This window comes from Actinomadura sp. NPDC048394, assembly GCF_040651755.1.
Taxonomy (GTDB): domain Bacteria; phylum Actinomycetota; class Actinomycetes; order Streptosporangiales; family Streptosporangiaceae; genus Spirillospora; species Spirillospora montaniterrae.
In genome coordinates, this window is sequence record NZ_JBEZJL010000040.1 from 37,722 (window position 1) to 52,220 (window position 14,499).

Sequence of the window (14,499 nt, forward strand, 5' to 3'; positions counted from 1 at the left end):
AAAGCGCACTAATGCGCGCCGGGCTCACAGGAAAGGCAAAATCCACCCGGCCGGGCGCCGCCGCCCGGCCGCCCGGCGCCGCCGCACGGCCACCCCGGGCGAGGGCGGCCGGGCGGGGGCGGGTCAGCCGAGTTCCAGCAGCAGCGCCGCCGACCAGCTGAAATTGGTGGAGTTCAGCGCCGCGCCGGTCAGCGGGTCGTAGTTCTCCGCGATCGGAGCGTCGCCGAGCAGGCCCGCCGCCGAGCCGCGCAGCCGGTCCGCGAGGGACGCCGCGTCCCGCCGGTAGCCGTACCGCTGGAGCCCGGCCAGCGCGAAGTACGCCTGGTCGAGCCAGACCGGACCGCGCCAGTACTCCTCGGGCGCGAAGTACGGGGAGCTCTTCGCGACCGTCGCGAACGGAACCTTCGTCGCGAACTCCCCCGGGTCGGTCAGCCTGCCGCGGACGGCGGCGGCCTCGGCGCCTCCCGCGACGCCCGCCCACAGCGGGATCGCGCCCTCGATGCCCCGGCCCCGCTCGGTGAGGCGCTTCCCGGACGCGAGGTCGATGTCGTAGAAGTAGCCGGTCGCCGGGTCGTACATGGCCTTGCGGACCGCGGCGGCGACCGTGCGCTGCCGGGCCGTCCAGCGCTCGGCGTCGGCGCGGTGGCCGAGCCGCCGGGCGATCGCGGCGAGGTAGCCGTCCTCGGCGGCGAGGTAGGAGTTGAGGTCGACGGACTCCTGGTTTAGCGAGTACCCCACGAGGCGGCCGCCCGCGTCGCGGTTCTCGACGACGGACGTGCCGAGCGCGGCGTCGAACCGCGGCGCGTTGTCCATGCCGCTCTCCCACGCGGCGGCCTGCCGGGCGTCCTCCGGCGTCGCGTTCGCCGGGTCGACGGTGGCGCCGTACTCGGCGAGCCCGTCGTGGTCGTGGTCCCGGTCGCGGTACCACCAGTCGTGGTACGCGACGAGCTTCGGGTACATCTCACGAAGGAACGCCTCGTCCCCGTTGCGCTGGTAGACCTCCCACACCGCCCACGCGGCGAGCGGCGGCTTGCTGTTGCGCTCGTTCCAGTTGCCGCCGCCCTGCGCCGGGTCGTTGTAGAAGACGCAGTCCGGGATCATGCCGGCGTCCTGCGGGCGGGTCTTGGAACCGGGCTCGACCTGGTAGTCGAACATCGACCTGATCTGCGACTCCGCGAGCCCGGGCGCGAAGCGGGCGGTGCCGACGGCCTGCTTCCAGGTGTCCCACGCCCAGAACCCGCCGGTGAACCACTTGTAGCTGATGGACGGGGTCATCCCGCCGTGCTTGAGCATCCCGGCCGGGCCGCGCCAGTTCGTGACCAGCGTCTCCAGCGACTTCACGGCGAGGCGGCGGCGGTCCGCCGGGACGCCGCGGGTCACGGCGGCGACGTAGCCGCGCCAGCGCTCGTCCGTCCGCGCGATCACCCGGCCGGGATCGCGCAGCGGCGCGGCGGTGTCCTCGCGGCTGCGCTCGGCGGCGGTGAAGGTGTAGCTCTCCGTCCAGGTCAGCGCGGACGAGCGGTGCGGCGCGAGGGTCAGCGGGCGGGCGAGGTCGGTGCGGTAGGCGTCGCCGGTGACGGTCGTGCGGACGGGCCCGTCGTGCCGGACCTCGAACCGCTCGCCGCCGCCGGTGAGGTAGTCCCACTGCTTCCTGACCTTCGCGAACGCGACCGCGACGCCGTCCGCGGTGGCGTGCAGGGACGGCGCGCTCCGCATCGGCTCGGCGTCGGGGCGCAGCAGCTCGCCCGTCCAGCCGACGTGCAGGGTCCGCGCGGTGCCGCCGGTGTTCGCCACGGACGCCCGGACGAGCGCGGTGCGGTCGGACGCGAACCGCAGCTCCAGCATGAGCCGCAGCCCCGGCAGGTCGTAGGTCTGGCGGAGCACGCCGGGCAGCGACGTGAAGCGCGGGTTCTTCGCGGACGCGAGGTCGATCTCCTCACCGTTCTCGCTGAGCGTGAGGCGGCTGAACGCCTTGCTCAGCCACCACGGATACTCCTGCGCGATGTACAGCGGGCCGGTGAAGCCGCCGTAGGCGGACGTGTCGCCGGGCTTCGGCAGGGCGTAGGCGTGCCAGGCGCCCTGGTCGGCGAACACGTTGATGTCGCTGACCTCGGGCGGCAGGGCCTTCGCGGGGACGCCGTGCAGGTCGAGCACATCGGCGTAGCCGGCGGGGCCCGATGGCCGTGGTGGCGGCGCCGCGACGGCGGCGTCCACCGGGAGGACGAGTGCGGAGCCGAGCGTCAGCCCGGCCAGGACATGCAGCGATCGACGCATGACGACCTCTTCGAGGGGGTGGGTTCAGGGGCGCGCGGTCTTGACGACCGCGGCTCCGTACGGGGGGAGGTGCAGGGTCCGGCGGACGGCGGCGCCGGTCAGCAGGTCGACGCCGTCCGGCGCGGGCGTCTCGCATTCCCGGGCGGCCTGGTTGAGCAGGAAGTAGTAGGAGTTCTCGGGCCCGTCGCGGCGCGTGACCTCGACGTCCGGCGCGGCGTCGAGCACCGGGCGCACTCCGGCGTCGGCGAGCGCCTCGTCCAGCACCAGCCCGATCCCGTAGCCGAGGTGGCAGCCGACGTACCAGGCGCGGCCCTCGCCGTAGGCGTTGCGGGTGACCGCCGGACGGCCGTCCAGCTCGCCGGACGTGTAGGTGCCCACGACCTCGGCCGTCAGGGCTTCCAGCCACTCGCTCCACATCGTCGCGGTGACCGACCGCCCGCCGAGCGACACCGGAACGGACGCGCCGTCGGGGACGGGCCAGAACTCGTCGACCACGACCCCGAGCACGTCGCGCAGCGGCGCCGGGTATCCGCCGAGGTGGATGTGGTCGTGCTCGTCGACGATGCCGCTGAAGAAGCCGCACACGAGCCGCCCGCCGCCGTCGACGTACGAGGTGAAGCGCGCGGCCGTCGCGTCCGACATGAGGTACAGGTTCGGGGCGAGGACGAGCCGGTATCCCGCGAGGTCGCCGTCCGGCGGCACGAAGTCGACGCCGACGTTGCGTCCCGCCAAGGCCCCGTACCAGGACGCGACGAGGTCGCGGAGCCGGAGCCGGGCGGACGGGTGGTCCTCCAACTCCAGCGCCCACCACGAGGTCCAGTCCAGGACGATCGCGACATCCGACGCGATCCGGGTGCCCGCGACCTCGGCGAGCCGCGCGAGGTCGCCGCCCAGCGCGACCGTCGACGCCCACTGCCGTCCGGCGGTCCCGCGATGCGGCAGCAGCGCGCTGTGGAACTTCTCCGCACCGGCCCGCGACGCCCGCCACTGGAAGTGCAGGACGCCGTCCGCGCCGTGCGCCACCGTCTGCAGCGACCACAGCCGCGCCAGCGCGGGCGGCTTCGGCGCGTTCACCGGACGCCAGCTCACCGCCGACGGCGCCTGCTCCATCAGCAGCCACGGACGGCCGCCCTTCAGCGAGCGCATCAGGTCGTAGTTCATCGCGGCTCCGACGTGCGCGTCCGGATCCGCCGGGTCCGGGTAGGCGTCGTCGGACACCACGTCCTCGTGCGCGGCCCACGTCCAGTAGTCGAGCGGCTTGAACATCGACATGAAGTTCGTCGTCACCGGCACGCCCGGGGCGACCTCGTCGAGCTGCGCCTTCTCGCCCAGGTAGCAGGCGAGCAGCGCGTCCGAGCAGAACCGCCGCCAGTCCAGCGCCTGCGTCGGGTTCACCGGGCCCGGCGCGGCGCGCGGCGGCTCGATCTCGTCGAACGTCCCGTACCGCTGCGACCAGAAGTCGGTCGCCCACGCGGCGTTCAGCGCAGCGACGTCCCCGTACCGGTCGCGCAGCCAGCGCCGGAAGTCCGCGGCGGACGCCTCGCAGAAGCATTCGGTGACGTGGTCGCCGTACTCGTTGTGGACGTGCCACATCGCCAGCGCCGGATGGTCGCGGTACCGGGCGGCGATCGTCCGCGCCAGCCGCGCCGCCGCGTCCCGGTACACCGTCGACGAGGGGCAGTAGTGCTGCCGGGACCCGAACTCCAGCCGGACACCGTCCGCCGTGACCGGCAGGACCTCCGGGTGCGCCCGCACCAGCCACGCCGGCGGGGACGCGGTCGCGGTCGCGATGTCGGCGGCGACGCCGTGCTCGGCGAGCAGGCCGAGGACGCGGTCGAACCAGCCGAAGTCCCATGCGTCCGGCCCGGGTTGCAGCCGCGCCCAGGAGAACACCCCGACGGTCACGAAGTTGACCCCGGCCTCCCGCATCAGCCGGACGTCCTCCGCCCACACCTCCTCGGGCCACTGCTCCGGGTTGTAGTCGCCGCCGTACAGCAGCCCCGGCACCCGCGTGAGTCCAGTCATCCCTTGACGGCCCCTCCCAGCAGACCCGACACGAACTGCTTCTGGAACAGGAAGAAGAGCAGCATCACCGGCAGCGTCGCGAGGAACGAGCCGAGGATCAGCCCGGCGTAGTCGACGTGGCTCTGCCCGATGAGCGTGTACAGCGCGACGGGCGCGGTGTACTTGTCCTCGGTGTTCAGCATCAGCAGCGGCCACAGGAACGCGTTCCACTGCGTCATGAACGAGAAGATGACCAGCGCGCCGAGCTGCGGCCGCACCACCGGCAGCACGATCCGGTAGAAGATCCGCAGGTCGCCGGCGCCGTCCATGCGGGCCGACTCGATCAGCTCGTCCGGGAAGCCGAGGAACGCCTGCCGCATCAGGAAGATGCCGAACGAGTTGGCGAGGAACGGCAGGATCACCGCCTGGTAGGTGTCGACCCAGCCGAGGCTCGCCATCATCTGGAACAGCGGGACGAGCAGCACCTGGAACGGGATCATCATCGTCGCCAGCACCAGGCCGAGCAGCAGCCCGCGGCCCCGGAACCGGTACTTCGCGAGCCCGTACCCGCACATCGCGGAGATCAGCGAGCTGAGCATCGTGTAGACGACGGAGACGCCGACGCTGTTCAGCAGCACCCGGCCGAAGCCGATCGAGTCCTGCAGCGCGACGAGGTTGTGCAGCAGCCGCCCGCCCGGCAGGAACGGCGGCGGCGACGCGAACAGCTCGGCGTTGTCGCGGGTGGAGGCGACCACCATCCAGTAGAACGGCACGGCGCTGACCAGCGCCGTGGCGGTGAGCACGAGCACCGCGGCGGCACGGCCGAGGAGCCGGACGCGGCGCGGGGCGGACGGCCGCCGGGCCGGCGGCGTGCGCGGCGGCGCGGGCGCCCGCGCGGGCAGGAGGGTCATCGCGTCGCGTCCTTCCCGAGGAAGCGGAACTGCGCGTACGAGATCAGCCCGATGATCAGGACGACGACCCAGGCGATGGCCGCGGCGTAGCCGAAGTCCAGCTGCTCGAAGCCGACCTTGTACAGGTAGAGGACCGGGGACATGGTGGCGTTGCCCGGCCCGCCCTTGGTGAGCACGTAGTTCTCGTCGAACAGCTGCAGCGTGCCGATCGTCGAGGTGACGAGGCAGAACAGGATGACCGGCCGCAGCTGCGGCAGCACGACCCGCAGGAACGTGGTCGCCGGCCCGGCGCCGTCGATCGCGGCGGCCTCGTACTGCTCGCGGGCGATGCCCTGCAGCCCGGCGAGCAGGATCACCGCGTTGTAGCCCGTCCACCGCCAGGTGATCGACCCGATCAGCGCGACGCGCGCCCAGCCGGGGCTGTTCAGCCAGTCGACGCTCGGCAGCCCGACGGCGGTGAGCGCCTGGTCGACCAGGCCGTCGTCGGTCTTCAGCAGCACGCGGAACACCACCGAGTAGGCGACCAGCATCGTCACGGCCGGCAGGAAGCAGGCGATCCGGTACGTCGCGCGGAACCGCAGCCACGACTGGTTCAGCCCGTACGCCATGACGAGCGCCAGCGCGATCATCAGCGGCACCTGGACGACGAGGATGAGCGCGATGTTCCGCAGCGACGTCCAGAAGATCGGGTCGTGCATCATCCGCCGGTACTGGGCGAGCCCGACCCAGGTGGTGACGCCGTCGCGGTCGGCGGTGAAGCTCTGGTACAGCCCGGCGAGCAGCGGATAGGCGAAGAACACCCCGAACAGCGCCGCGGCGGGGCCGGCGAACATCCACGGGGCGGTCCGCGACGTCCGGCGGCGCCCGCGTGCGGGGCCCGCCTTCGCCCGTGCGGCCGCGACCGGTTTCCGGGCCGTCGTCTGCTGCGCCATGTCAGCCGGCGATCCGCCGGCCGGTGGCGGCGGCGATCTGCTTGGCGGCCGAGTCCAGCTCCTTCTTCGGGTCCTTGCCGTGCAGGACGATCCCGGAGATCGTGCCGTTGACGATGTCGCGGGCCTTCGGCATGTCCTTGGTGTCCTCGACGGGCGGGACGCTGCTCTCCAGGTCGGCGAACGTCTTGAAGACCGGCTGTCCGCCGTAGTACGCCTGCGGCGCGGTGACGTACGGGTCCTTGAGCGCGGGCAGGTAGGCGGGGAACAGCCCCTCGGTCCTGAGCATGGACACCTGGTTCGCGGTGTCCGCGAGCATGAACTCGACGAACGCCCACGCCGCGGCGGCATTTTTGGTCTGGCCGGTGATGGCGAGGGCGGAGCCGCCGTCGTTGGACGTCCGCACGCCGCCGGGGTCGAACGCGGGCAGCGGCACGACGCCGAACTTCCCTTTGAGCTCCTTCATCTCGTCGGTGAAAGTGCCCGACCACCACACCGCGTACGGGGTGGTGGCGACCTTGCCGGCCTTGGTCGCGGCGACGAGCCCGTCCCAGCCCTTCTCGAACTGGACGAGCCCCTTGTCCGCGAGCGTCTTCAGCAGCGTCGCGGCGCGGATGCCCTGCTGGTCGTTGACGGCGATGAGGCCGTTCTTCACGTAGTGCTGCCCCTGCTGCTGGAGCAGCATCGGGAACGTGCTGTCCTCCTCGGGGTCCATGACGAGGAGCTTCTTGCCGGTCTTCGCCCTGATGCGTTCTCCTGCGGCGACGTAGTCGTCCCAGGTGCGGATGGAGGCCGGGTCGACGCCGGCGTCCTTGAGCATGTCGGTGCGGTAGAAGAGGGCGCAGGGGCCGCTGTCCCAGGGCAGCGCGAAGACCTTGCCCTTCTCGTCGGTGACGTACTTCCAGGCGGCCGGCGCGAAGCTCGGCCGGTACCGCCCGGCGAGCGCCGTGACGTCGTAGAGCCCGCCGGGGAAGACGCCGATGTAGCCGGGCAGCCGGCCGCCCTCGACGGTGAGGACGTCGGGCAGTCCCTTGCCCGACTTCAGCCCGACGGTGATCTTGTCGTAGGCGTTGTCGTAGCCGATGTCGACGACCTCGATCCGGACGCCGGGGTGCCGCTGCTCGAACGCGGGCGCGAGCCGCTTGAGCGCCTTGGCCGCCACGTCCCACGACCAGACGCTGACGGTTCCCTTGATCTGGCCGGACGCGGCCGACGTCAGCGCCGGCCCGGCCTTGCGGGCGCCGCCGGTCGCGCAGCCGGCGGCCGCGAACAGCGTCGAGACGACACCGGCGGTCAGCACCGTCCGCCGCTGGATGCCCGTCGCCATCTTGCCTCCCAGTGGATGCAGGGATAATGCTGTATACAGCACACTGCATCATGTGTTCTCGTCAAGAGGTCCGGCGAGAAAGCGACGAAAGTGAGGGAGCGCGTGGGCGTTCACCCGTACATCCCGAACTCCGTGCCCGCGGTGAAGGCGGAGATGCTGGCCGCCGTCGGCGCCGCCGACGTCGCGGAGTTCTACGCGGACGTGCCCGAGGCCATCCGGCTCGGCCGCCCGCTCGACATGCCGCCGCCGCTGCGCTCGGAGGCCGCGCTCGTCCGGCACGTCGGCGGGCTGCTGGCCCGCAACACCAGCACCCGCGACGCGCTCAGCTTCCTCGGCGCGGGCTGCTACCGGCACCACGTCCCGGCGGTGGTCGACGAGGTGATCGACCGCAGCGAGTTCCTCACCGCCTACGCGGGCGAGCCCTACGAGGACCACGGCCGCTTCCAGGCGCTGTGGGAGTACCAGTCGCTCATGGGCGAGCTGCTGGAGATGGACGTGGTGAACGTCCCGGTCTACGACGGCTACCAGGCGTCCGCGACCGCGCTGCGGATGGCCGGGCGGATCACCGGCGCCCGGCGGTTGCTGCTGGTCACCGCCGTCGCCGCGGACAAGCTCTCCAAGATCGACGACTACGTGCGGCCGGTGCACGACGTGGTCGTCGTGCCGGTCGACGCGTCCACCGGGCTGGTCGACCTCGCCGCCGTGCGGGCGGAGCTCGCCGCCGGCGACGTCGCCGCCGTCTACGCGGAGGCGCCGTCGGCGTCCGGCATCATCGACCCGGCGCTGACGTCGCTGGCGGACCTCGCGCACGGCGCGGGGGCGCTGCTCGTCGCCGGCTGCAACCCGATCTCGCTCGGTGTCGTGGCGCCGCCGGCCGCGTACGGTGCCGACATCGTGTGCGGCGACGTCCAGCCGCTCGGCGTGCACATGGCCTACGGCGGGCTGAACGGCGGGTTCATCGCCACCCGCGACGAGGAGCGGTTCGTCGCGGAGTTCCCGTCCCGGCTGTTCGGGCTCGCGCCGACGAGCGTCGAGGGCGAGTACGGGTTCGGCGACGTCGCCTACGACCGCACCTCGTTCGCGCTGCGCGAGGAGGGCAAGGAGTGGGTCGGCACCGCCGCCGCCCTCAACGGCATCACCGCCGGCGTCTACCTCGCGCTCATGGGCCCGCAGGGCATGCGCGAGATCGGCGAGACGATCATGGCGAACACCCGGTACGCGCTGGACCGGCTCGGCGCGGTGCCCGGCGTCGAGGCGCCGTACGCCGCCGCGCCGCACTTCGCCGACTTCACCCTCCGCTTCACCGGCTCCCGCACGTCCGCCGAGGTCGGCGACGCGCTGCTGGAGCACGGGATCTTCGGCGGCGCCCCGCTGTCGGACACCGACGCCCTGTACTGCGTCACCGAGGTGCACACCAAGGACGAGATCGACCGCCTCGCCGACACCCTCCAGGAGATCGTGAAGTGAAGACCGACCGCTCCCCCGTCTCCCCCGCCGACGCCGCCATCGGGCCGAAGCCGCCGCTGCGCCGGTTCCACCAGGCCAGCTGGGACGAGCCGCTGCTGTTCGAGCTGGGCTCCCCCGGCGAGCGCGGCGTCCTCGTGCCCGAGCCGGAGGTGCCGCTCGACGACACCCTCCCGGACGGGCTGCGCCGCGCCGCGCCGCCCGCGCTGCCGGAGCTGTCGCAGCTGCACGTCCTGCGGCACTACCTGCGGCTGTCGCAGGAGAACCTCGGCGTCGACCTCAACATCGACGTCGGGCAGGGCACCTGCACGATGAAGTACAGCCCGAAGGTCAACGACCGGTTCGTCCGGGACCCGCGCATCGCCGACCTGCACCCGCTGCAGGACGAGCGGACGGTGCAGGGCGTGCTGGAGATCGTCCACCGGCTGGAGGGGCTGCTCAAGGAGATCTCCGGGATGGACCGGTTCTCGCTCCAGCCGGGCGCCGGGTCCGCCGCGATCTACGCGAACGTGTCGATGATCCGCGCGTACTTCGCCGCCCGCGGCGAGACCGAGCGGGACGAGGTCATCACGACGATCTTCTCGCACCCGTCCAACGCCGCCTGCGCGAAGACCGCCGGGTTCAAGGTCATCACGCTGTACCCGGACGCGGACGGCTACCCCGACATCGAGGCGCTCAAGGCCGCCGTCGGCCCGCGCACGGCGGCGCTCTTCATCACCAACCCGGAGGACACCGGGATCTTCAACCCGCGGATCGAGGAGTTCGTCCGGATCGTCCACGAGGCGGGCGGGCTGTGCGCCTACGATCAGGCGAACGCCAACGGCATCCTCGGCATCACCCGGGCCCGCGACGCGGGCTTCGACCTGTGCCACTTCAACCTGCACAAGACGTTCTCCACCCCGCACGCGTGCGGCGGGCCCGCGGCCGGGGCGTGCGGCGTCACCGCCGAGCTGGCGCCGTTCCTGCCGACGCCGACCGTCGAGTTCGACGGCGAGCGGTACTACCTGGACGACGACCGCCCGCAGTCGGTCGGGAAGATCCGCCCGTTCCACGGGGTCGTGCCGAACCTCGTCCGCGCGTACGCGTGGATCATGTCGCTCGGCGCCGACGGGCTCCGCGAGGCCGCCGAGGTCGCGGTGCTGAACAACAACTACCTGATGAAGAAGGTGCTGGAGATCCCCGGCGTGTCCGCGCCGTACGCGGCGGGGCGGCGCCGGATCGAGCAGGTCCGCTACAGCTGGGAGGGGCTGGCCGAGGAGACCGGCGTGCACACCGAGGACATCGGGCTCCGCGCCGCCGACTTCGGCACCCACTACTGGACGAGCCACCACCCGTTCCTCGTCCCGGAGCCGATGACGCTGGAGCCGACCGAGTCGTACTCCAAGGCGGATCTGGACGAGTACGCCGCGATCCTCGCCGAGGTGGCGCGCGAGGCACGCGAGGAGCCGGAGACCGTGCGGACGGCGCCGCACCGCTCGACCGTGCACCGCGCGCGCGAGGACGTCCTGGACGACCCCGCTACGTGGTCGGTGACCTGGCGCGCCTACCGCCGCAAGGTCCTCGGCGGATGAGGTTCGGGCTGGTGGTCAACCCGGTCGCCGGGATCGGCGGCCGGGCCGGGCTGAAGGGCAGCGACGGCGCGGACGTGCAGGCGCGGGCGCGCGCGCTGGGCGCGGTGCCGCGCGCGGGCGAGCGGGCCGCGCTCGCGCTGGCCGAGCTGCGGTCGCGGCTCGGGACGGCGGCGGAGGTGCTGACCGCCGCCGGTCCGATGGGCGCCGACGCGGTGCGGGCGGCCGGGCTGGCTCCCGCGGTCGTCTACGAGCCCGGCGACCCGACCACCGCCGCCGACACGCGGGCGGCCGCCGCCGCGCTCGCCCCGCGCGTGGACCTGCTGCTGTTCGCGGGCGGCGACGGCACCGCCCGCGACGTGCTCGACGCGATCGGCGACGGAAGCGGAGGCGGCGGGGGCGCGGTGCCGGTGCTCGGCGTTCCGACCGGGGTGAAGATGCACTCGGCCGTGTTCGCCGTCCATCCGCGCGCCGCCGGCGAGGTCGCCGCGCTGTTCGCCGCCGGGGCGGCCGGGACGCGCCCCGCCGAGGTCATGGACCTGGACGAGGACGCCGTGCGCGACGGCCGCGTCTCGGCCCGCCTCTACGGCCACCTGATGGTGCCGGACGTCCCCGTCCGCGTGCAGCAGCGGAAGATGGGCAGTTCGGTCACGTCCCCGTCGTCGGTCGCGGGCATCGCCGCCGAGCTGGCGGACCGGGCCGGGCCGTCCGGGCTGCTCGTCCTCGGGCCGGGCGGCACCATGCGGGCGGTGGCCGCCGCGCTCGGCGCCGACGTCCCCGTCATGGGCGTCAACGTGCTGCGCGACCGGCGGCCCGTCGCGCTCGACGTCGCGTCCGGGCCGCTGGAGAAGCTGGCCGGGTCGGCGCCGGCGTGGCTGGCGGTGACGCCGATCGGCGGGCAGGGGTTCCTGCTCGGCCGCGGCAACCAGCAGATCTCCCCCGCGGTCGTGCGCGCCGTCGGGCGCGGCCGGCTGGCCGTCGTCGCGACGGAGGCGAAGCTCGCGGGCCTCGGCGGCCGCCCGCTGCTCGTCGACACCGGCGACGAGGACCTCGACGATGAGCTGCGCGGGCACGTGCCCGTGCTGACGGGGCGCGGCCGCGTCGCCATGTACCCCGTCCACTGAACGCACGGATCCGAACGCACGGATCCGAACGCACGGATCCCACGGACCATCCACGGAAGGACGAGCGGTTGATCACTCTGGAGGGCAAGCGCGCGGTCGTGACCGGCGCCGCGTCCGGTATCGGGCGGGCGACCGCCGAGCTGATGGCCGAGCTCGGCGCCGCCGTCGTGCTCGCGGACGTCGACGAGGCGGGCGCCGAGGTCGCGGCGGGCATCGAGAAGGCGGGCGGGCGCGCCGCGTTCGTCCGCGCGGACGTGTCCCGCGCGGACGACTGCGCCCGCGCCGTCGGGGCCGCGAGGGACCGGTTCGGCGGCCTCGACGTCCTGTTCAACAACGCCGGGATCATCCGCCGGTCCACCGTCACGGAGATCACCGAGGACGACTGGGACCTCGTGATGGCGGTCAACGTCCGGTCGGTGATGCTGATGAGCCGGTACGCCGTTCCGCTGCTGGAGGCGGCGGGCGGCGGCAGTATCATCAACACCGGCTCGGGCTGGGGCATCCAGGGCGGCGCGCGGGCGGTGTCGTACTGCGCGTCCAAGGGCGCGGTGGTGAACATGACCCGGGCGATGGCGATCGACCACGGCGCGAGCGGGATCAGGGTCAACTGCGTGTGCCCGGGGGACACCGCCACCGGCATGCTCGCCGAGGAGGCCCGCCAGCTCGGGGAGCCGGCCGAGGCGTTCTACGCCGAGGCGGCCGACCGGCCGCTCGGCCGGATCGGGCAGCCCTCCGACATCGCGCGGACGGCGGCGTTCCTGGCCAGCGACGCGGCCGCGTTCGTGAGCGGCGCGGTGATCCCGGTCGACGGCGCCGGGACGGCGTGACGAGGATGCGGCCGCCGGCCGTCGGGAGAGGGTGACGCGAGCATGGCGATCGAACGGCGCCCGCTGCGCGAGCAGATCAAGGACGAGATCCTGGAGCGGCTCGGCCGCGGCGAGTTCGCGCCCGACCAGCCGATCAACGAGATGTCGCTGGCCGCGGAGCTCGGGGTGAGCCGCACCCCGCTGCGCGAGGCGCTGATCGGGCTGGAGCGCGAGGGGATCATCGTCAGCGAGCGGGGGAAGGGGTTCCGGTTCGCGCCGATGAGCCCCGGCGAGTTCCACGACCTGACCACGATCGTCGCGGCGCTGGAGTCGCTGGCGCTGGAGCTGACCGATCCCGGCCATCTGCGGTCCGTGGCGCCGCGCTTACTGGAGGAGGCGCGGGCGTTCTCGGTGCCGGAGGCGGAGTACGAGGTGATAGAGCGCTACGACGACGCCTGGCACGACCTGATGCTGTCGGGCTGCCCGAACGAGCGGCTCATGGACCTCATCACCTCGCTGAAGCTGACGATGCACCGGTACGAGCGGGTCGTCGTGGGCGACCGCGAGGTCCTCGAACGGTCCGCGCAGGAGCACGAGCGGATCGCCGAGCGGCTGGTCGCGGGCGACGTGCCCGGGGCCGTCGTGGCGCTGAAGGCGAACTGGATGAGCGGCAAGGACCGGATCATCAAGCGCCTGGAGGCGTGAGGGCGCGCCGGTCCGGGCCGGGCGGCCCGGGTCGGTCGTCCGCGAGCCGGTGCAGGGCTTCGGCCTGGAACGGGACCTCGGCTTCGAGCTGGCAGAGGACGCCGATCCCGACGCCGAGCGCGCGCTGCGCGTGGACGGCGCCGGGCGGGAACGCCATGCTGAGCCCGACCGGCATCGACGCGGTGATGCCGTCCAGCGCGTCGCGCAGGTAGGCGCCGTCGAACCGGAACGTCTCGGTGAACGCGGGCGCCCCGGAGCGCAGGAGCAGTTCCCGCAGCCTTGCCTCGTCGGCTTGGACGCCGGGTCGCAGGAACCCCGCGCGGCGTAGGGCGTCGGCCATCCCGGCACCGGGGTCGAGGGCGGCGAGGTGGACGTCCATCCACCGCTCCAGCGGCGTCGGCGTGCCGGGTTCGTGCCGGTACACGGCGCCGAAGTCGAGGACGCCGAGGCGCCCGCCGTCGAGGAGCCGGAAGTTCCCCGGGTGCGGGTCGCCGTGCATCATCCCGCAGCGGGCGGTGGCGGAGAGCATCAGCCGGGTCAGCAGGAGGCCGGCGCGGTCGCGTTCGCGCTGGTCACCGGCCTCGATGACGCGGGCGAGGGGCGTCCCGCCGACCCAGTCGGAGACCAGCACCCGGCCCTGTTGCAGCAGGACGTCCGGGACCAGGAAGTCGGGATCGTCCGCGTACGCGGCGCGGAAGGCCCGCTGCGCCTCCGCCTCGCGCGCGTAGTCGAGCTCCTCGGCGAGCCGGTCCATCAGCTCGGTGGCGAGGGCCTTGCCGTCCAGTTGCGGGGCCATGAGCGAGGTGAACATGCGCATCGCGAGGACGACGGCGTCGCGGTCGCCGAGCAGCTCGTCGCGGGCGTCCGGGTACTGGATCTTCACCGCGACGTCCCGGCCGTCCGCGGCCCATCGCGCCCGGTGCACCTGGCCCAGCGACGCGGCGGCGGCCACGCCGGTCTCGAACGAGGCGAACAGGTCGCGCCAGTCCGGGCCGACGTCGTCCCCCATCACCCGTTCCACCGTCTCGGCGGGCTCCGGCCGGACGGCCTCCTGCAGCGCCGCGAGCCGCCCCCGGTACACCGCCGACACCGCCGGCGGCATCACCGCCTCGTACACCGACAGCACCTGGCCGAACTTCAGCACCCCGCCGCGCAGCCCGCCGAGCACCTCCACGAGCTGGTCGGCGGTGCGTTCGTGCAGGTCGAGCGCGGACTCGTCGGTCAGCCGGCCGAAGGCCCGCAGCCCGCCCGCCCAGGCGAGCCGGCGGGCCGCGCCGAGCGGAACCGCCGACAGCCGCGCCATCCGGGAAAGCGATCGCATCCTCATGGCGCCAGCGTCGCCGCGCGGGGCCCGCCGCCGCATCGCCCCGCGGTCGCCGATGCGGCT

The 14,499-nt window shown here is 73.2% G+C and carries 11 protein-coding genes; 5 read left to right on the forward strand and 6 right to left on the reverse strand.

Annotated features, from left to right (window positions below; genetic code table 11):
- Positions 1-123: 123 nt before the first annotated feature.
- Genes AB0C78_RS27895 through AB0C78_RS27915 form a run of 5 tightly spaced genes read right to left on the reverse strand, consistent with a single transcriptional unit; the run spans position 124 to position 7,445 of the window.
- Positions 124-2,274 (reverse strand): trehalase family glycosidase, encoded by a 2,151-nt coding sequence (locus AB0C78_RS27895; RefSeq protein ID WP_360753266.1) that lies wholly within the window; start codon positions 2,272-2,274, stop codon positions 124-126.
- A gap of 24 nt (positions 2,275-2,298) precedes the next feature.
- Positions 2,299-4,299, reverse strand: coding sequence for a beta-galactosidase (locus tag AB0C78_RS27900; RefSeq protein ID WP_360753269.1), 2,001 nt, complete (start codon positions 4,297-4,299; stop codon positions 2,299-2,301).
- The gene (locus tag AB0C78_RS27905) at positions 4,296-5,189 is read right to left on the reverse strand and encodes a carbohydrate ABC transporter permease (RefSeq protein WP_360753272.1); all 894 of its coding nucleotides are present in this window, start codon (positions 5,187-5,189) and stop codon (positions 4,296-4,298) included. Before AB0C78_RS27905 ends, AB0C78_RS27900 begins: the two co-directional genes overlap by 4 nt.
- Positions 5,186-6,121: a sugar ABC transporter permease gene (locus tag AB0C78_RS27910; RefSeq protein ID WP_360753274.1), complete on the reverse strand. Its 936-nt coding sequence runs from the start codon at positions 6,119-6,121 to the stop codon at positions 5,186-5,188. Before AB0C78_RS27910 ends, AB0C78_RS27905 begins: the two co-directional genes overlap by 4 nt.
- Position 6,122: 1 nt before the next feature.
- Positions 6,123-7,445 carry a sugar ABC transporter substrate-binding protein gene (locus AB0C78_RS27915; RefSeq protein WP_360753276.1) on the reverse strand — a complete coding sequence of 441 codons (1,323 nt, stop codon included), beginning with the start codon at positions 7,443-7,445 and terminating at the stop codon, positions 6,123-6,125.
- 102 nt (positions 7,446-7,547) lie between these two features.
- Here AB0C78_RS27915 and gcvPA point away from each other — a divergent pair, with 102 nt between their 5' ends.
- The 5 genes from gcvPA to AB0C78_RS27940 all read left to right on the forward strand — a co-directional run bounded on the left by gcvPA (position 7,548) and on the right by AB0C78_RS27940 (position 13,112).
- Complete coding sequence (gcvPA, locus tag AB0C78_RS27920; RefSeq protein WP_360753278.1) at positions 7,548-8,912, forward strand: aminomethyl-transferring glycine dehydrogenase subunit GcvPA; 1,365 nt, start codon at positions 7,548-7,550, stop codon at positions 8,910-8,912.
- Positions 8,909-10,480, forward strand: coding sequence for an aminomethyl-transferring glycine dehydrogenase subunit GcvPB (gene gcvPB, locus AB0C78_RS27925; protein WP_360753280.1), 1,572 nt, complete (start codon positions 8,909-8,911; stop codon positions 10,478-10,480). The genes gcvPA and gcvPB overlap by 4 nt, the downstream gene beginning before the upstream one ends.
- Positions 10,477-11,601 carry an NAD(+)/NADH kinase gene (locus tag AB0C78_RS27930; RefSeq protein WP_360753283.1) on the forward strand — a complete coding sequence of 375 codons (1,125 nt, stop codon included), beginning with the start codon at positions 10,477-10,479 and terminating at the stop codon, positions 11,599-11,601. The genes gcvPB and AB0C78_RS27930 overlap by 4 nt, the downstream gene beginning before the upstream one ends.
- 68 nt (positions 11,602-11,669) lie before the next feature.
- Positions 11,670-12,428, forward strand: a complete 759-nt coding sequence (locus AB0C78_RS27935) for an SDR family oxidoreductase (protein ID WP_360753285.1) — start codon at positions 11,670-11,672, stop codon at positions 12,426-12,428.
- A gap of 42 nt (positions 12,429-12,470) precedes the next feature.
- Positions 12,471-13,112, forward strand: a complete 642-nt coding sequence (locus tag AB0C78_RS27940; protein ID WP_151545995.1) for a GntR family transcriptional regulator — start codon at positions 12,471-12,473, stop codon at positions 13,110-13,112.
- On the opposite strand, the gene AB0C78_RS27945 is transcribed toward AB0C78_RS27940, so the two are convergent.
- Positions 13,093-14,439, reverse strand: a complete 1,347-nt coding sequence (locus AB0C78_RS27945; protein WP_360753289.1) for an AarF/ABC1/UbiB kinase family protein — start codon at positions 14,437-14,439, stop codon at positions 13,093-13,095. The genes AB0C78_RS27940 and AB0C78_RS27945 overlap by 20 nt on opposite strands.
- Positions 14,440-14,499 lie beyond the last annotated feature (60 nt).